At 60.8% G+C, this 17,173-nt stretch carries 15 protein-coding genes; 10 read left to right on the forward strand and 5 right to left on the reverse strand.

Translation table 11 applies throughout. The features are described 5' to 3' along the window. Positions 1-3 precede the first annotated feature (3 nt). The 10 genes from IAE36_RS07370 to ptaA all read left to right on the forward strand — a co-directional run bounded on the left by IAE36_RS07370 (position 4) and on the right by ptaA (position 11,074). Positions 4-474 (forward strand): F0F1 ATP synthase subunit B, encoded by a 471-nt coding sequence (locus tag IAE36_RS07370; protein ID WP_028632804.1) that lies wholly within the window; start codon positions 4-6, stop codon positions 472-474. 12 nt (positions 475-486) lie between these two features. Beyond that, positions 487-1,023, forward strand: coding sequence for a F0F1 ATP synthase subunit delta (locus tag IAE36_RS07375; protein ID WP_003253191.1), 537 nt, complete (start codon positions 487-489; stop codon positions 1,021-1,023). A 21-nt stretch (positions 1,024-1,044) separates the two neighbouring features. Then, on the forward strand, positions 1,045-2,589 hold the full coding sequence (gene atpA / locus IAE36_RS07380) for a F0F1 ATP synthase subunit alpha (RefSeq protein ID WP_028632805.1): 1,545 nt from the start codon (positions 1,045-1,047) through the stop codon (positions 2,587-2,589). Positions 2,590-2,637: 48 nt separating this feature from the next. Continuing rightward, positions 2,638-3,498 (forward strand): F0F1 ATP synthase subunit gamma, encoded by an 861-nt coding sequence (gene atpG, locus IAE36_RS07385; protein WP_028632806.1) that lies wholly within the window; start codon positions 2,638-2,640, stop codon positions 3,496-3,498. Between the two features lie 27 nt (positions 3,499-3,525). After that, positions 3,526-4,902, forward strand: coding sequence for a F0F1 ATP synthase subunit beta (gene atpD / locus IAE36_RS07390; RefSeq protein ID WP_028632807.1), 1,377 nt, complete (start codon positions 3,526-3,528; stop codon positions 4,900-4,902). A gap of 43 nt (positions 4,903-4,945) precedes the next feature. Next, positions 4,946-5,365 (forward strand): F0F1 ATP synthase subunit epsilon, encoded by a 420-nt coding sequence (locus tag IAE36_RS07395; RefSeq protein WP_028632808.1) that lies wholly within the window; start codon positions 4,946-4,948, stop codon positions 5,363-5,365. Positions 5,366-5,485: 120 nt separating this feature from the next. Next, positions 5,486-6,853 (forward strand): bifunctional UDP-N-acetylglucosamine diphosphorylase/glucosamine-1-phosphate N-acetyltransferase GlmU, encoded by a 1,368-nt coding sequence (glmU, locus tag IAE36_RS07400; RefSeq protein WP_201211532.1) that lies wholly within the window; start codon positions 5,486-5,488, stop codon positions 6,851-6,853. 171 nt (positions 6,854-7,024) lie between these two features. Beyond that, positions 7,025-7,798: a DeoR/GlpR family DNA-binding transcription regulator gene (locus IAE36_RS07405; RefSeq protein ID WP_060480963.1), complete on the forward strand. Its 774-nt coding sequence runs from the start codon at positions 7,025-7,027 to the stop codon at positions 7,796-7,798. Between the two features lie 6 nt (positions 7,799-7,804). Next, a complete protein-coding gene (glmS, locus tag IAE36_RS07410) occupies positions 7,805-9,640 on the forward strand; it encodes a glutamine--fructose-6-phosphate transaminase (isomerizing) (protein WP_201211534.1) in 1,836 nt (611 codons plus the stop codon). 351 nt (positions 9,641-9,991) lie between these two features. Beyond that, positions 9,992-11,074 carry a pyoverdine biosynthesis transaminase PtaA gene (gene ptaA / locus IAE36_RS07415; RefSeq protein ID WP_201211536.1) on the forward strand — a complete coding sequence of 361 codons (1,083 nt, stop codon included), beginning with the start codon at positions 9,992-9,994 and terminating at the stop codon, positions 11,072-11,074. Positions 11,075-11,224: 150 nt separating this feature from the next. Here ptaA and IAE36_RS07420 read toward each other — a convergent pair whose 3' ends face one another. The 5 genes from IAE36_RS07420 to IAE36_RS07440 form a co-directional block, all read right to left on the reverse strand. After that, positions 11,225-13,645, reverse strand: a complete 2,421-nt coding sequence (locus IAE36_RS07420) for a TonB-dependent siderophore receptor (RefSeq protein WP_201211537.1) — start codon at positions 13,643-13,645, stop codon at positions 11,225-11,227. Between the two features lie 112 nt (positions 13,646-13,757). Beyond that, on the reverse strand, positions 13,758-14,723 hold the full coding sequence (locus tag IAE36_RS07425) for a FecR family protein (protein WP_201211539.1): 966 nt from the start codon (positions 14,721-14,723) through the stop codon (positions 13,758-13,760). 88 nt (positions 14,724-14,811) lie between these two features. Then, entirely contained in the window at positions 14,812-15,309 is a 498-nt protein-coding gene (locus IAE36_RS07430; RefSeq protein WP_201162542.1) for an RNA polymerase sigma factor, read from the reverse strand. A gap of 111 nt (positions 15,310-15,420) precedes the next feature. Continuing rightward, positions 15,421-16,260 (reverse strand): alpha/beta hydrolase, encoded by an 840-nt coding sequence (locus IAE36_RS07435; RefSeq protein ID WP_201162543.1) that lies wholly within the window; start codon positions 16,258-16,260, stop codon positions 15,421-15,423. Between the two features lie 182 nt (positions 16,261-16,442). Beyond that, complete coding sequence (locus tag IAE36_RS07440; protein ID WP_060480952.1) at positions 16,443-17,111, reverse strand: GntR family transcriptional regulator; 669 nt, start codon at positions 17,109-17,111, stop codon at positions 16,443-16,445. Positions 17,112-17,173 lie beyond the last annotated feature (62 nt).

Here is a 17,173-nt window from a genome sequence, read left to right on the forward strand (position 1 = left end):
GGCGTGAACATTAATGCAACCCTGATTGGCCAATCCGTTGCTTTTCTGATTTTTGTACTCTTCTGCATGAAGTACGTATGGCCTCCGGTCATCACTGCTCTGCAAGAGCGCCAAAAGAAGATTGCCGACGGCTTGGACGCTGCCAACCGCGCAGCTCGTGACCTGGAGCTGGCCCAAGAAAAAGCGGGTCAGCAACTGCGCGACGCTAAAGCACAGGCAGCCGAAATCATTGAGCAAAGCAAGAAACGCGCTGCTCAGCTTGTCGAGGAAGCCCGTGATCAGGCCCGCGTCGAAGCTGACCGTGTGAAGGCTCAGGCTCTGGCCGAGATCGAACAGGAACTGAACAGCGCTAAAGACGCCCTGCGTGCCCAAGTGGGTGCCCTGGCCGTTGGCGGTGCTGAAAAGATCCTTGGCGCCACAATCGATCAAAACGCGCATGCGGAGCTGGTTAACAAACTGGCCGCTGAAATTTAAGCGAGGGCGATCATGGCAGAACTGACCACGTTGGCCCGACCTTACGCTAAGGCTGCCTTTGAGCATGCCCAGGCCCATCAGCAACTGGCCAATTGGTCAGCCATGCTCGGCCTGGCTGCTGCGGTGTCGCAAGACGACACCATGCAGCGCCTGCTCAAGGCCCCGCGACTGACGAGCGCAGAAAAGGCCGCCACGTTCATTGACGTGTGCGGTGACAAGTTCAATGCACAGGCACAGAATTTCATTCATGTTGCCGCGGAAAACGACCGTCTCCTGCTTCTGCCGGAGATTGCCGCTCTGTTCGACCTGTACAAGGCCGAGCAAGAGAAATCCGTGGACGTGGAAGTCACCAGTGCCTTCGCGTTGAACCAAGAACAGCAAGACAAACTCGCCAAGGTTCTCAGTGCACGGTTAGGCCAGGAAGTGCGCCTGCACGCGTCGGAGGATGCCAGCCTGATTGGCGGCGTCGTCATCCGCGCCGGTGACCTGGTAATCGATGGCTCTGTTCGCGGCAAAATCGCGAAACTGGCCGAAGCATTGAAATCTTGAGTTTGAAGGGGCAGCAGAGCAATGCAGCAACTCAATCCTTCCGAAATTAGTGAAATCATCAAGGGCCGCATCGACAACCTCGATGTGAGCTCCCAAGCCCGTAACGAAGGTACCGTCGTTTCGGTTTCCGACGGTATCGTGCGGATCCACGGTCTGGCCGACGTCATGTACGGCGAAATGATCGAGTTCCCTGGCGGCGTCTACGGTATGGCACTGAACCTGGAGCAAGACTCCGTGGGTGCAGTGATCCTGGGTGCCTATGACACCCTCGCCGAAGGCATGAGCGCCAAGTGCACCGGCCGCATCCTGGAAGTTCCGGTTGGTAAGGAACTGCTGGGTCGCGTCGTCGACGCACTGGGTAACCCGATCGACGGCAAAGGCCCGCTGGGCAACACCGAGACCGACGCGGTCGAGAAAGTTGCTCCAGGCGTGATCTGGCGTAAGTCGGTAGACCAGCCTGTACAGACTGGCTACAAGTCCGTCGACGCCATGATCCCTGTCGGCCGTGGTCAGCGTGAGCTGATCATCGGTGACCGTCAGATCGGCAAGACTGCCATGGCCATCGACGCCATCATCAACCAGAAAGACTCCGGTATTTTCTGTGTTTATGTGGCTGTCGGCCAGAAGCGTTCGACCGTTGCCAACATCGTTCGCAAGCTGGAAGAAAACGACGCACTGAAAAACACCATCGTGGTGGTTGCCAGCGCCTCGGAATCCGCCGCACTGCAATTCCTGGCGCCTTACGCCGGTTGCACCATGGGCGAATTCTTCCGTGACCGCGGCGAAGACGCACTGATCGTTTACGATGACCTGTCCAAGCAAGCCGTTGCTTACCGTCAGATCTCCCTGCTGCTGCGCCGTCCACCAGGACGTGAAGCGTACCCAGGCGACGTGTTCTATCTCCACTCCCGTCTGCTGGAGCGTGCATCGCGCGTTTCGGAAGAGTACGTCGAGAAGTTCACCAATGGCGCAGTGACTGGCAAAACCGGTTCCCTGACCGCTCTGCCGATCATCGAAACCCAGGCTGGCGACGTTTCCGCGTTCGTTCCGACCAACGTGATTTCCATCACCGACGGTCAGATCTTCCTGGAGTCGGCCATGTTCAACTCGGGCATCCGCCCTGCAGTGAACGCCGGTGTTTCGGTATCCCGCGTAGGTGGTGCCGCTCAGACCAAGATCATCAAGAAACTGTCCGGTGGTATCCGTACCGCTCTGGCTCAGTACCGTGAGCTGGCTGCATTCGCCCAGTTCGCTTCCGATCTGGACGAAGCGACCCGCAAGCAGCTGGAGCATGGTCAGCGCGTAACCGAGCTGATGAAGCAGAAGCAGTACGCACCGATGTCCATCGCGGACATGGCGCTGTCGCTGTACGCCGCTGAGCGTGGTTTCCTGACTGACGTAGAAGTCTCCAAGGTCGGCAGCTTCGAGCAAGCGCTGATCGCCTTCTTCAACCGTGATCACGCTGAACTGATGGCGAAGATCAACGTGAAGGGTGACTTCAACGACGAAATCGACGCAGGCCTGAAAGCCGGTATCGAGAAGTTCAAGGCCACCCAGACCTGGTAAGCCGCAGCGGGGGCTCAGGCCCCCGCTTGCTAACCTGATAGGTGATACATGGCAGGCGCAAAAGAGATTCGCAGTAAGATTGCGAGCATCAAAAGCACGCAAAAAATTACCAGCGCCATGGAGAAAGTGGCGGTCAGCAAAATGCGTAAGGCACAAATGCGCATGGCTGCTAGCCGTCCTTACGCGGAGCGTATCCGCCAGGTGATCGGTCATCTGGCCAACGCCAACCCGGAATACCGCCACCCGTTCATGATCGAGCGCCCTGTAAAGCGCGTTGGTTATATCGTGGTGAGCAGTGACCGTGGTTTGTGCGGTGGCTTGAATACCAACCTGTTCAAGGCCTTGGTCAAGGACATGAACGTAAACCGCGAACAGGGCGTGGAAATCGACCTGTGCGTGATCGGCAGCAAGGGTGCGACTTTCTTCCGCATCTTTGGCGGCAACGTTGTAGCCGCGATCAGCCACCTGGGCGAAGAGCCATCGATCAATGACCTGATCGGCTCCGTCAAAGTGATGCTGGACGCCTACCTGGACGGCCGTATCGATCGCCTTTCGGTGGTTTCGAACAAGTTCATCAACACCATGACCCAGAAGCCAACGGTCGAGCAATTGGTACCGTTGGTGGCAACCCCGGATCAGGATCTCAAGCACCACTGGGATTACCTGTACGAACCCGACGCAAAAGAGCTGCTGGACGGCTTGATGGTGCGTTATGTGGAGTCGCAGGTGTACCAGGCGGTGGTCGAGAACAACGCTGCTGAACAAGCGGCCCGGATGATCGCCATGAAAAACGCCACAGACAACGCCGGTGATTTGATCAAAGAGCTTCAGTTGATCTACAACAAGGCGCGTCAGGCTGCGATCACCCAGGAGATCTCGGAAATCGTCGGCGGCGCTGCCGCGGTTTAACGGTTCACATATTCAGAGGATCCAGCTATGAGTAGCGGACGTATCGTTCAAATCATCGGCGCCGTCATCGACGTGGAATTCCCACGTGACGTCGTGCCGAGTGTTTACAACGCGCTGAAAGTACAAGGCGCGGAAACCACCCTGGAAGTTCAGCAGCAGCTGGGCGACGGCGTGGTTCGTACCATTGCGATGGGCTCGACCGAAGGTCTGAAGCGCGGTCTGGGCGTTGTCGATACCGGCGCGGCCATTTCGGTTCCAGTCGGCAAGGCCACCCTGGGCCGTATCATGGACGTCCTGGGTAACCCAATCGACGAAGCCGGCCCGATCGGCGAAGAAGAGCGTCGCGGTATCCACCAGCCAGCGCCTTCGTTCGCTGACCAGGCGGGCGGCAACGACCTGCTGGAAACCGGCATCAAGGTTATCGACCTAGTTTGCCCGTTCGCCAAGGGTGGTAAGGTTGGTCTGTTCGGTGGTGCCGGTGTCGGCAAGACCGTAAACATGATGGAACTGATCCGTAACATCGCCATGGAACACAGCGGTTATTCCGTGTTCGCTGGTGTGGGTGAGCGTACTCGTGAGGGTAACGACTTCTACCACGAGATGAAGGACTCCAACGTTCTCGACAAAGTAGCCTTGGTCTACGGTCAGATGAACGAGCCACCAGGAAACCGTCTGCGCGTAGCGCTGACCGGCCTGACCATGGCTGAGAAGTTCCGTGACGAGGGTAACGACGTTCTGCTGTTCGTCGACAACATCTACCGTTACACCCTGGCCGGTACCGAAGTATCCGCACTGCTGGGCCGTATGCCTTCTGCAGTAGGTTACCAGCCGACCCTGGCTGAAGAGATGGGCGTTCTGCAAGAGCGCATCACCTCCACCAAGGAAGGTTCGATTACCTCCGTTCAGGCCGTCTACGTACCTGCGGACGACTTGACCGACCCATCGCCGGCGACCACCTTCGCCCACTTGGACGCCACCGTCGTTCTGTCCCGTGACATCGCCTCCCTGGGTATCTACCCAGCGGTCGACCCACTGGACTCGACTTCGCGCCAGCTGGACCCGAACGTGATCGGCAACGAGCACTACGACACCGCGCGTGGCGTTCAGTATGTTCTGCAGCGCTACAAAGAGCTGAAGGACATCATCGCGATCCTGGGTATGGACGAGCTGTCCGAGACCGACAAGCAACTGGTAGCCCGCGCTCGTAAGATCCAGCGCTTCCTGTCGCAGCCGTTCTTCGTAGCCGAAGTCTTCACCGGTTCGCCAGGCAAGTACGTTTCCCTGAAAGACACCATCGCTGGCTTCAGCGGCATCCTCAAAGGTGACTACGACCACCTGCCAGAACAAGCGTTCTACATGGTCGGCAGCATCGACGAAGCGATCGAGAAAGCCAAGAAACTGTAATTCCTGCGCCCCGCAAGGGGCGCTATCAGGTTGAGGCAAGCAGATGGCTATGACAGTCCATTGCGATATCGTCAGCGCGGAAGGAGAGATCTTCTCCGGTCTGGTCGAGATGGTGGTTGCGCACGGTAACCTGGGTGATCTTGGTATCGCTCCAGGCCACGCGCCGCTGATCACCAATCTGAAGCCAGGTCCGATCACGCTGACCAGGCAGGGTGGCGCCCAAGAGGTGTTCTACATCTCTGGTGGTTTCCTCGAGGTTCAGCCGAACATGGTCAAGGTGCTTGCCGATACCGTGCAACGTGCTGCAGACCTGGATGAAGCGCAGGCTCAGGAAGCCCTCAAGGCTGCCGAGAACGCCCTGAATCTGAAAGGCGCGGACTTCGACTACGGTGCCGCCGCCGCACGTCTGGCCGAGGCCGCAGCGCAGCTGCGTACCGTCCAGCAAATGCGCAGAGGCAAGTAATCGGCCCACGCTGATCACTGCTGTTGCGATTGAGTAAAAGGGTAGCCTCGGCTACCCTTTTTCTTTTTCCGAATTCCCCTCCGGTCATTTCACTGACCGCCCAGGATTGGTAGCCAGTCAATGTCACTCGATATCGTTATTCTCGCCGCCGGCCAAGGCACCCGCATGCGCTCGGCGCTGCCCAAGGTGCTGCACCCGGTAGCCGGCAACTCCATGCTCGGCCATGTTATCCACAGCGCCCGGCAGTTGCAGCCACAGGGCATTCATGTGGTGGTTGGCCATGGCGCCGAGTTGGTGCAGCAACGGCTGGCGAGTGACGACCTGAACTTCGTCATGCAGGACAAGCAGCTGGGCACTGGCCATGCACTGGCGCAGGCGCTGCCGGCTCTTACTGCCGATACGGTGCTGGTGCTTTACGGTGATGTGCCACTGATCGAAGTGCAGACCCTGCAACGGCTGCTGGCCAAGGCCAGCGAGCAGCGCCTGGGCCTGCTCACCGTCACCCTGCAGGACCCCACCGGCTATGGCCGGATCGTGCGCAACACTGACGGCAAGGTTACGGCCATCGTGGAGCACAAGGATGCCAGCGACGCGCAGAAGGCCATCAACGAGGGCAACACCGGCATTCTGGCCCTGCCTGCCGCACGTTTGGCCGACTGGATGGGCCGGTTGTCCAACAACAACGCCCAAGGCGAGTACTACCTCACCGACGTGATCGCCATGGCCGTGGCCGATGGCCTGGAGGTGGCCACCGAGCAGCCGCACGACCCCATGGAAGTGCAGGGCGCCAACGACCGCCGCCAGCTGGCAGAGCTTGAGCGTCACTACCAGTTGCGAGAAGGCCGTCGGCTCATGGCCCAAGGGGTCACCCTGCGTGATCCGGCGCGCTTCGATGTGCGCGGTGAAGTGACCGTGGGCCGGGATGTGCTGATCGACATCAACGTCGTTCTTGAAGGCAAGGTGGTCATCGAGGATGACGTGCAGATTGGCCCGAACTGCGTGATCAAGGACAGCACCTTGCGCAAGGGCGTGATCATCAAGGCCAACAGCCACCTGGACGGCGCGGTGATGGGCGAGGGCAGTGACGCTGGCCCGTTCGCCCGTCTGCGCCCAGGCAGTGTGCTGGAGGCCAAGGCCCATGTGGGTAACTTTGTCGAGCTGAAGAACGCCCACCTGGGTGAAGGCGCCAAGGCGGGTCACCTGACCTACCTGGGCGATGCCGAGGTTGGCGCGCGTACCAACATCGGCGCCGGCACCATCACCTGCAACTACGACGGTGCCAACAAGTTCAAGACCGTGATGGGCGAGGACGTATTCATCGGCTCCAACAATTCGCTGGTGGCACCGGTGGAAATCAAAGCCGGCGCAACCACTGCGGCAGGTTCCACCATCAATCAGGCCGTCGAGGCAGGTGAACTGGCCGTGGCACGTGCCCGACAACGCAATATCAGCGGCTGGAAGCGGCCGGAGAAAATCAAAAAGGGCTGAGTTATCCACAGCCTTCTACGGCAAAGCCGATTTATGTGAATAAATCGGCTTTTTTCATTTCTGGGGTGCTGCATTACTTTTTGTCAGGAATTTTTATCCACACCTTGACGAGCGCGCTGGCTTAGGTTTTGATTGCAACCATTATCTTTCGAACCGAAACTTAATAGCCCAATGTCGAAACGAAATACACCTCAGCGTCGGCACAACATCCTGGCTCTGCTCAGCGAGCACGGCGAGGTGACGGTCGATGCCCTTGCCAAGCGTTTCGATACCTCCGAAGTGACCATCCGCAAAGACTTGGCCGCGCTGGAGAGCAACGGCCTGTTGCTGCGTCGTTACGGTGGTGCCGTACCGGTACCGCAGGAGCTGCTGGTGGAACCGGCCCAGCCGGTATCTGCCTACAAGCGGGCAATTGCCCGTGCCGCGGTAGGCCTTATTCGCGAGCATGCACGCATCATCATCGACAGTGGCAGCACCACCGCGGCCATGATCCCTGAACTGGGGCGCCAGCCTGGGCTGGTGGTGATGACCAACTCGCTCAATGTGGCCCGCGCCATCAGCGAAATCGAGCACGAGCCGGTGTTGTTGATGACCGGTGGCACCTGGGACCCCCACTCGGAATCGTTCCAGGGCCAGGTGGCCGAGCAGGTGTTGCGGTCCTACGACTTCGACCAGTTGTTCATCGGTGCCGACGGCATCGACCTGAGCCGTGGCACCACCACGTTCAATGAGCTGCTGGGTTTGAGCCGGGTGATGGCCGAAGTCGCCCGCGAAGTGATCGTGATGGTCGAGTCCGACAAGGTCGGGCGCAAGATCCCCAACCTCGAACTGCCCTGGAGCAGGGTGCACACCCTGATCACAGACGAACGCCTGCCCAGTGAGGCACGCCAACAAATTCAAGCCCGCGGCGTCAACCTGATCTGCGCCGCGATCAGCCAGGAGTAAATAGACATGTGTGGAATCGTGGGTGCAGTCGCCGAGCGCAACATCACCGCCATCCTGATCGAGGGCCTGAAGCGTCTGGAATACCGTGGGTACGACAGTGCAGGCCTGGCCGTGTTGACCCAGGACGGCGAGCTGCAGCGTCGCCGCCGTATTGGCAAGGTCAGTGAGCTGGAAGCTGCTGTGGTGGCCGAGCCGGTTGCCGGGCGCCTGGGCATTGCCCACACCCGTTGGGCTACCCACGGCGCACCTACCGAAGGCAATGCACACCCCCATTTCTCTGGCCATGAAGTGGCTGTGGTGCACAACGGCATCATCGAGAACCACGAAGCGCTGCGCGAAGAGCTCAAGGGGTTGGGCTATGTGTTCGCATCGCAGACCGACACCGAAGTCATCGTCCACCTTATCCACCACACCCTCAAAAGCCTCCCGGACCTGGCCGACGCCCTCAAGGCAGCGGTCAAGCGCCTGCATGGCGCCTATGGCCTGGCGCTGATCAGTACTCACCAACCCGACCGCCTGGTGGCCGCGCGCAGCGGCAGCCCGCTGGTCATCGGCTTGGGCCTGGGTGAAAACTTCCTGGCGTCCGACCAACTGGCCCTGCGCCAGGTCACCGACCGCTTCATGTACCTTGAAGAAGGGGACATCGCCGAAATACGCCGTGACCAGGTGCGCATCTGGGACCAGGGTGGCCGTGAGGTTCAGCGCGAAACCGTGCAGTACCACGAAGGGGCAGAAGCCGCTGATAAAGGCCAGTATCGCCACTTCATGCTCAAGGAAATCCACGAGCAACCACGCGTGGTGCAGCGCACCCTCGAAGGCCGCCTGGGCACTGACCACGTGCTGGTCCAGGCCTTCGGGCCACAGGCGGCCGAGCTGTTCGCCAAGGTGCGCAACGTGCAGATCGTGGCCTGCGGCACCAGCTACCACGCAGGCATGGTTGCCCGTTACTGGCTGGAAAGCCTGGCGGGGATCCCTTGCCAGGTAGAGGTCGCCAGCGAGTTCCGCTACCGCAAGGTGGTGGTGCAGCCCGACACGCTGTTCGTGTCCATCTCCCAGTCCGGTGAAACCGCCGACACCCTCGCGGCCCTGCGCAACGCCAAAGAGCTGGGCTTTCTCGGCAGCCTGGCCATCTGTAACGTCGGCATCAGCTCGCTGGTGCGTGAGTCGGACCTGACCCTGCTGACCCTGGCCGGCCCGGAGATCGGCGTGGCCTCCACCAAGGCCTTCACCACCCAGCTGGTGTCGCTGATGTTGCTGACCCTGGCCCTGGGCCAGGTGCGCGGTACTCTGGCGGCCGGCATAGAGGCCGAGCTGGTCGAAGAACTGCGTCGCCTGCCGGCCCGCCTGGGTGAAGCCCTGGCCATGGACGCTACCGTCGAAAAAATCGCCGAGCTGTTCGCCGACAAGCACCACACGCTATTCCTGGGCCGTGGTGCCCAGTACCCCGTTGCCATGGAAGGGGCACTGAAGCTGAAGGAAATCTCGTACATCCACGCCGAAGCCTACCCGGCCGGCGAGCTGAAACACGGCCCGCTGGCGCTGGTGGACAACGACATGCCGGTGGTTACCGTTGCGCCGAACAACGAACTGCTGGAAAAGCTCAAGTCCAACCTGCAGGAAGTGCGTGCCCGCGGTGGTGAGCTGGTGGTGTTTGCCGACGAGCAGGCCGGGCTGAGCAATGGCGAAGGTACCCATGTGGTTCAGGTGCCGCACATCGCCGATGCCCTGGCGCCGATCCTGTACACCATACCGCTGCAGTTGCTGTCGTATTACGTGGCTGTGCTCAAGGGTACTGATGTGGATCAGCCGCGGAACTTGGCGAAGTCGGTGACGGTGGAGTGATGGGGGGGTTGTTGGGATAAAACGTGGATTCTGAGAATTAAAACTGTCGCTGACGGAGGGAGCCTTAACTGGCTCCCTTCTTCGTAACGCACCTCCTCTCAGCTGTTGCGCTCACCGCACCCCTGTGTCGACGCTCATTCATGCCTCTCCAAATCCAAAACGGTGAATCGGTTGCTTGTCTTAGACCTGCATGACGCAATTGTGGATGTCTTGGCCGGCGATGCTGTGGGGCGGTCTCGCTTTGCATTGGTGCATCCAGGCTTGACCGGCAAAGGCATGGCACCATGCCACCCTAAACACCGGTGCCACGAATGCGTCCTCCAGTGAACCTATTTCAGGAGACGCAGAGTCATGGAAGGTCTATCTCGCCGTCGTCTGGTCGGCCTGGGCGCGGCGCTGCCGTTGCTCGGGCAAGTGAGCTGGGCGGCGCCGGCAGCGGCTGCTGGCGCCGCGGCGCCGGTGCGCCTGAACTACAACGAAAGCCCGTTCGGCCCCAGCGCGGCGGCCCAGGCGGCGATGCATCAGGGGGTCGCCGGCTGTGGCCGCTACCCGTATCCCCTGCAATATCAGCTGATCGAAGTGTTCGCGCGCCAGCAGGGCGTGGACGAGGATCAGGTGCAGGTGTTCTGCGGTTCGAAGCTGGCGTTGCAAAATGCGGTGCATGCTTTCACTGGCCCACGCAGCCTGGTGGTGCCTGAACCCTCCTACGAAGCCCCGACACAGACCGCCGAAGCGCGTGGCGCGACCGTGCACAGCGTGCCGCTGAATGGGCAGCAGGCGCACGATGTCGACGCCATGCTGGCTGCCGACCCGAACCCTGGGCTGATCTACCTGTGCAACCCCAACAACCCCACCGGCAGCGTTACGCCTGCCGCAGACATCGAGCGCCTGTTGCGCAGGGCGCCGGCCGACAGTGTGATAGTGGTCGATGAGGCGTACATCCATTTCAGCGATGTGCCCAGTTGCATCCCGTTGGTCAAAGCCCACGCCAACCTGCTGGTGCTGCGCACGTTCTCCAAGCTGTACGGCATGGCCGGTGCCCGAGTCGGTCTGGCCATCGGCCAGGCGCCTCTGCTGGAGGCGCTGGAGAAGTTCGACGGCTACAACGTGGCCGCTGAGCCAAGTTTGCGTGGCGCGCTGGCCAGCCTTGGGGACGCGACCCTGGTGGCACGGCGCAAGCAGGGTAACCAGCAACTTCGTGACGCCACCGTGGCGCGGCTGACTGGTGCCGGCTGGTGCTGCACGGCGTCGCAGGCCAACTGTTTCATGGTAGATATACGCCGACCCGCCGAGGCAATTGTGGCGGCCCTCAAGGAGCAGAACGTGCTGGTCGGACGGGTGTGGCCGAGCTGGCCGACGTGGATCCGCGTCAGCGTAGGTGATGAGGCGCAGATGCGCCGCTTCGAAGACGCGTTTTTCCACGTGCTCGGCTAAGCGACCATCATCTGCGCTGCCGGGGTCTGCTAGGCAGCGCTGAGCAGCCTCTTCGATGAAGCGCGGGAGTCTTGATCCGGGTGCTCCATCGTTCAGTAGAGCCGTTGCCGCCACTTCGCGTGCGGCAACGGCTTTACCTTCGCGGATACTTCAGTATTTCCAGCTCACGGTCGCCATCAAATTCCGCGGCGCGCCATAGTTCGTAGAGCCTGCCGACTGATACAACGACAACAGGTACTTCCGGTCTGTCACGTTATTCAAGTTCAAACCCAGACTCCAATGCTCATCCACATCGTAACTCGCCATCAGGTCCACCAGCGCATACGCCGCTTGGTTAACCCTGCTGTTGGTATCCAGCTCGGTTCCACTCTGCCACTGAACTCGCGTGCCCACTTTGGCCTTCGGCAGCGCCGGCAGGCGATAGGTCAGGCTCCCGCGCAGTGAATGGGTAGGAATGTATTTGCGAGCATGTTCGCCTTCGTCGTTCTCGATATCCACATAGGTGTAGCCGCCTGACAAATCCAGACCCGTCAGCACTTCACCCGAAACGCCCAACTCCACCCCGCGGCTCTTGAAGTTGGTGCCACGGTACAGGTACTGACCACCCACGATCTCGCCGGTCAGCTCCGCCACGTTGTCCTGCTCGGTCTTGAAAGCCGCCGCCGTCAGCGTCAGGCGATTGTCCAGCAGCAACCCTTTCAGCCCGATTTCCAGGCTTTTGCCATCGAGTGGCTCGACCACACCGCCGCTAGTGCTGCGCACGTACTGCGGTTTGAAGATTTTGGTCCAGCTGGTGTACAGGCTCCATTGTGGCGTCAGGTCGTAGACCAGGCCGGTATAGGGCGTGACCTTGCCGTGCACGCGGGTGTCGTGGGGCGAGCCGTAGCCTGCACCGTCGCCGTCAGCGCTGAGCATGCGTGCGCCGGCTATCCAGTGCAGGTCATCGGCCACGCTGAAGCGTGCGCCGGCGAACAGGCTCTTTTGCCGGTCGGTGAACAGCTGGGTGTTGACGTCGTCGGTGTAGTCGAATGCTGGCTGCACCACGTTACCGGCCAGGGCGTCGGCGAGGCTGGCGGTTATGTAGCCGGCCTGGCTGAAGTAGTGGCCGCGCTCATCATGATGGGTACGGCCGTAGTTTGCGCCCACGGTCAACTCGTGCTCACGCCCCAGAAACGCGAAAGGCCCGGACAGCTTTGCTTCGCCGGTCACCTGATGCTCGGTGCTCGTGGTGCGATTGACATAGGCAAGCACACTGTCCGGCGTGAACGGGATGGCATAGAGCATCTTGGTGTCGGAGTCTTGCTTCATCCCGGTCAAGGTCAGCGTGCTGGTCCAACCGTTATCGAAGGCATGGGTTAGCTCGGCGAATGCGCGCTGCGTGTGTACGTCCCAGTAGGTCCAGGGTTGCCCAACGCTGGAGCTGCGGCTGCCGTAATGGATGCGATTGCCCGCGTAGTCCGCGATTGGCAGGGCGCCCCAGGTGCTGCCGTTGGAATAGCTGTTCTGCTGGGTGAAACCCACCGTCAGGGTGTCGGCGTCGGTCAGGTCGATGGCCAGCAGGCCGGCGGCGACGTTGACCTCGTGGCCGTATTGGTCGAGGTAGGAGTTGCCTTTGTCATGGGATGTGACGAAGCGCCCGCGTACATTGCCGCTTTCGGTTAGCGGGCCGGAGAGGTCCAGGGCCAATCGACGGTTGTCCCAGGAACCGATGCTTGAGTCGACACGGGCCTGAAAAATGTCTGTAGGGCGTTTGCGCACCAGGTTGACCGTAGCCGACGGGTCCCCGGTGCCGCTCATCAGGCCATTGGCGCCGTGTAGCACATCCACCTGTTCGAATTCGGTCATGTCCTGATCGCCGACCAGCACACCGCCGGAGAACGGCAGGCTCATGCCGTCGAACTCGAAGTTCTCAATCTTGAAGCCGCGCGAGGTGAACGCTGTACGGTCGGTCTCGAACTGCTCGACGGTGACCGAAGGCGCGTTACGCAGAGCGTCCTTGACACTGTTGAGCTTGAAGTCGTCGATCTGCTCGCGGGTCACCACCGTGATGGCTTGCGGCGTTTGTTTATCGGTCAGGCCCAGGCGGGTGGTGCTGGAAGCGGCTTCGCCCCGGTAGCTACGCGACGGGCTGATGCTGCCGGCTAGCTGTTGCTGTATTTGTGTAGGGGCCAGCATGACTTGGTTGCCTGCGCTCGAGGCCTGAGTCGGCACCAGGTACAAGGTCACCGCGTCGGTGCGTGAGAAGTTGTAGCCGCTGCCTTGCAGCAACTGGCTCAGGGCTTCTTCGACTGAATACCGGCCCACCACGCGTGGGCTGCGCAGCGTAGCGTCGAGGTTGCCATCGAGCATGATGTTCTGGCCCGACTGCTGGCTGAATTCCAGCAGTGCCTGGCGCAGCGGTTGGGCCGGAATGTCTACTGCCAGCTTTTGCATCGCCGTAGCGGCCGCCGGTGTCTTGGTACCCTGCGCATGCGCCGTACCCACAAGCAGGCTGCATGCCAGTGCCGTGCTCAAAGCGCTGCGCTGCCAGCGGCCATCGGGTCGGAAAAAGGGGGAGTGGTGCAGGGCCATTGCGGGTGTTCCTCGAGTAGGGCGCAGAATGCGAATACCAATCACTCAGGCGAAGACGCATGACCGCGCGCTATTTCTGGAGGCTCGGTGAGTTATTTTTGCGAAGGTGCGATCAGGCCGGGTAGATCAGCGTGACCAGGTCGGTATAACGCTGGGTGCGTATTGCCAGCGCAGTGGTCATGGCGTCAAGCATCTGCTCGGGTTTGTCGAGGTTGAGAATCAGGCTCACCCGCCGCGTTCCCAGTTGCTCATCCATGATGAAGATGCGGCCATGGCGCCAGCGCTGCAATTGCTCGACCACACTGGCCAACGGTTTATCAAAGAACACCAGGCGCCCGCTACGCCAGGCGAGCATCTGTTCCAGCTCAGCGTGCTGGATGGGCCCTGTGTGGTCATCAGTGAAACGCAGCGACAACCCTTCACCAATGTCCGTGCGCTGGTTGGCGGTGACTACACTGGCCGTTTTTCGGCTGACCGCCAAAAGTGCTGACGAGGGGTCGCAGGACAAACAGAACTCGCCGTCAGCGGCCAACACCTGGCCGTAGGGTGTGTTGACCTTGAACTCACCGCTGGCGCTGGGTTGCACGGCAAAATAGGCTTCGCCCTGTAACAGCTCTACCGAGCGCTTGCCGGCGGAGAAATCCAGGTTCAACGCGGTGTTGCCAGCCAACTCCACTGTCGAACCATCGGGCAGCGCGAAGTTACGGCGCTCGCCAATGCCGCTGCGAACGTCGGCAAACAACGAGCCCCCGCCGGTAAACCACCATACCGAAGTCGGCGCTGTGACGGCCACCGCGCTGGCGGCGATGCCCATGCCTACAAAGCGTCGCCGTGACAGCGTCGCAGCTGGCTTGGGCACCGGTGGCACGGGTGGCTGGAGTTGCGCGGTCGCTGCCCATAGCTGTTCGAGCTGAACGTAGGCGATGCGGTGCCGGGGGTCGGCATCAAGCCAGGCGCCCAGGCGCTCGCGCTCGGTGTCGGTGGGCTCGCCGCCGTGTATCAGAGCGAACCAACGGCTTGCCTCGTGACTGATGTCATCGGCATGCAGCGGTGGAGCCTGGGGTGGTTCGGCGCTCATAGGGATGGCAATGGGCTGCGGTAGGCACGGGCGGCAGAGTGTAATGCAACGCGGCGATGCGCGCCTGCCGCTTGGGAGGGCGAGATGCTCATTCGGTCATTCCGCTTTTCAGCAGGTCCAGCGCACGCACCATGCGGCTGTAGGCGGTTTGCGCAGGAATGCCCAGGCGCTGGCTGATTTCGGCGTAGGTCAAGCCCTCTACGCGTACCAGCAGAAACACTTCGCGGCACGGGGCTGGCATGTTGGCAATTACCGCGCTCAGCGCGGCCAGTTGCTGGTGGGCAATTGCAGCCTGCTCAAGGGTTGGGGTGGCAGGCTCGGAGGTCGCCGCTGCCTGCTCGTCCAACGGCTTGGCGTTACGGTGTGACTGGCGCCGCGTGTGATCGATGAACAGGTTGCGTGCAGCGGAAAACAGGTAGGCCCGGAAGTTGCCGATGGGGGTACGGGTCATCTGCTCGGACAAGCGGATGAAGGTGTCCTGGGTCAGATCGGCGGCGGTTTCCTTACAGCGCAAGCGGCGGTCCAGGTAGTCCTGGATTTCGCCGCGATGGGCGAGGTACAACGCTTTGAGATCTGAACCGGACATGAAAGCGGCCTTGTTACGCGGGGAGCAGACGCAGGAAAATAGCACAAAAGAGAATCATTTACGCTTATGTGGCAGGGCCCAGCCGCCCCCTTCCGATAGTTGGCGAATCCCTTAATAACGGCGGTTGCTCATCAACTCGCCAAGTACCTGGTTAGGAATGCGAAACGGCACCGAGGTATGGTCTTCACCGGCTTCGACCCGAAAACCTGTGCGCAGCCCTGTGGCGGATAACGCCTGCAATCGGTAGGACAAGGCTTGAGCGTGGTCGATCATCTGCACGGAGTCACGCTCGCCCATGACGATGCTCAGGCTGGTTTGGGTCAGCAGGAGTTGCCCTGCCAATGCACGTTGGGTGAAGGCCCGCTCGGGCGCCAGCAAGTGCTGGTCGCGCCACCAGAGGCTTGGGCTCACCGCGACCACGTGCTGGAACAGCGTGGGCCGGGTGAAAAGCGCGTAGATACCGAGCATGCCGCCGAACGAGTGCCCGACCAGGCTGCGTTGGTCGGGGTCGACCTTGAAGCGTTCGGCCACCTTGGGCATGAGCCGTTGCTCGATGAAATCAAGAAAAAGGTCCTGCCCACCCTGGGGCGGGTTATTGCGTTCTGGCGGCGCGGGGGGCGTCAGGTCGAAGGCTCTGCGCGTAAAGTCCAGCGGCGTATCGCTCGGATAGCCGATGGCAACCAGGATAGCGCCGCGTAAGTTTGCTTGCGCCCGTTTGGCAGCATGAAAGGTGGGAAAGTAGGCATTGCCGTCGAGCAGGTAGATCACCGGGTAGCCCCCGGTGTAGGGCACATTGCCTTCGGGCAGGCTGATCATGATGCGATACGTACGGCCAGTGGCGCTTTGCATCTGCCATTGTTCGGTACCGTCCAGTGTGACGGGGTCGGCGTGGCCGAGCGAGGCGGTAGCGAACAGGTAAAGCACCAGCAGAGTGAAGAGGCGTCGAGACATGGCTTCGGGCGCGATTCCGAGTATGGGGGGAAGTGCTCGTTTGCCCCTGCCTACAAGGTGTGGACTGAAGGGGTACTAGTAAGACGGCTCAGGTGCCAGATTTTCTGAAGCTAAGGCACGTTGCGTCAGGCGATGGGTTGAAAGGCTGTTTTCGTGGTTGTGCCATCATGCAAACCTTTCCATCAATCATGCTCAAGCTGCACATACTCCAGCATCTTCTGGCTCCCATCCAGAATATCCGCACAGATCGCCTCCCGGGCGGCAGCCCCATCCTTGTTCTTTAGCGCCGCCAGCACTTCCCAGTGATGGTCGATGGCCATGCGTTCATTGAAGCTGCCATACGCCCGCGCAATCAACGGCCCTGTGCGCATCCACAGGCCATCCAGCAGGCTGGACAGCATCGGCATGTCGGCTATTTCGGTGAGCGCATAGTGGAACTCGTGGTTGTGGGTAAGTGCGGCCGCCAGGTGGTTGGCCTGGATCGCAGCCAGGTTGTCCTCAATACAGCTTTCGAGCCGTTCGAGCTGTGGCGTTGTCACGTGCGCGGCTGCTGTTTCGGCCGCCAGGCCTTCGAGGGAAAGGCGGATACGGCGGATTTCCAGAAACTGCTTGGAGGTCAGCATCGGGACGCGGATGTCCCTGGGCGTTTTGAGAACCAGCGCCTGCTCCTTGGCCAGTTGCAGAATCGCATCCCGTACCGGCGTAACGCTGGTGCCCAGTTGCTCGGCCAGGTCGCGAATACGCAGCCTGTCGTTGGGCTGGAAGCGACCGGTAATCAACGCCTCGCGTAACAGGCCATAGATGCCGCTGCCCAAGTAGGAGTGTTTCAGGTTCTCGATGGGGTAGTTCATTGCTTACTCGTGTACGGCACAGGACCGGCGGCGGAGGGGAACCTTCCACGGCAGATTATCGA

Source organism: Pseudomonas sp. S36, from assembly GCF_016647875.1.
Lineage (GTDB): Bacteria > Pseudomonadota > Gammaproteobacteria > Pseudomonadales > Pseudomonadaceae > Aquipseudomonas > Aquipseudomonas parafulva.

Excerpts from the sequence above, each read along its gene's own strand:
- IAE36_RS07405 (WP_060480963.1), top strand. The coding sequence starts at position 7,025 with ATGTCGAAACGAAATACACCTCAGCGTCGGCACAACATCCTGGCTCTG.
- atpD (WP_028632807.1), top strand. The coding sequence starts at position 3,526 with ATGAGTAGCGGACGTATCGTTCAAATCATCGGCGCCGTCATCGACGTG.
- ptaA (WP_201211536.1), top strand. The coding sequence starts at position 9,992 with ATGGAAGGTCTATCTCGCCGTCGTCTGGTCGGCCTGGGCGCGGCGCTG.
- atpG (WP_028632806.1), top strand. The coding sequence starts at position 2,638 with ATGGCAGGCGCAAAAGAGATTCGCAGTAAGATTGCGAGCATCAAAAGC.
- IAE36_RS07435 (WP_201162543.1), bottom strand. The coding sequence starts at position 16,260 with ATGTCTCGACGCCTCTTCACTCTGCTGGTGCTTTACCTGTTCGCTACC.
- glmU (WP_201211532.1), top strand. The coding sequence starts at position 5,486 with ATGTCACTCGATATCGTTATTCTCGCCGCCGGCCAAGGCACCCGCATG.
- IAE36_RS07430 (WP_201162542.1), bottom strand. The coding sequence starts at position 15,309 with ATGTCCGGTTCAGATCTCAAAGCGTTGTACCTCGCCCATCGCGGCGAA.
- IAE36_RS07375 (WP_003253191.1), top strand. The coding sequence starts at position 487 with ATGGCAGAACTGACCACGTTGGCCCGACCTTACGCTAAGGCTGCCTTT.
- glmS (WP_201211534.1), top strand. The coding sequence starts at position 7,805 with ATGTGTGGAATCGTGGGTGCAGTCGCCGAGCGCAACATCACCGCCATC.
- IAE36_RS07425 (WP_201211539.1), bottom strand. The coding sequence starts at position 14,723 with ATGAGCGCCGAACCACCCCAGGCTCCACCGCTGCATGCCGATGACATC.
- IAE36_RS07420 (WP_201211537.1), bottom strand. The coding sequence starts at position 13,645 with ATGGCCCTGCACCACTCCCCCTTTTTCCGACCCGATGGCCGCTGGCAG.
- atpA (WP_028632805.1), top strand. The coding sequence starts at position 1,045 with ATGCAGCAACTCAATCCTTCCGAAATTAGTGAAATCATCAAGGGCCGC.
- IAE36_RS07395 (WP_028632808.1), top strand. The coding sequence starts at position 4,946 with ATGGCTATGACAGTCCATTGCGATATCGTCAGCGCGGAAGGAGAGATC.
- IAE36_RS07440 (WP_060480952.1), bottom strand. The coding sequence starts at position 17,111 with ATGAACTACCCCATCGAGAACCTGAAACACTCCTACTTGGGCAGCGGC.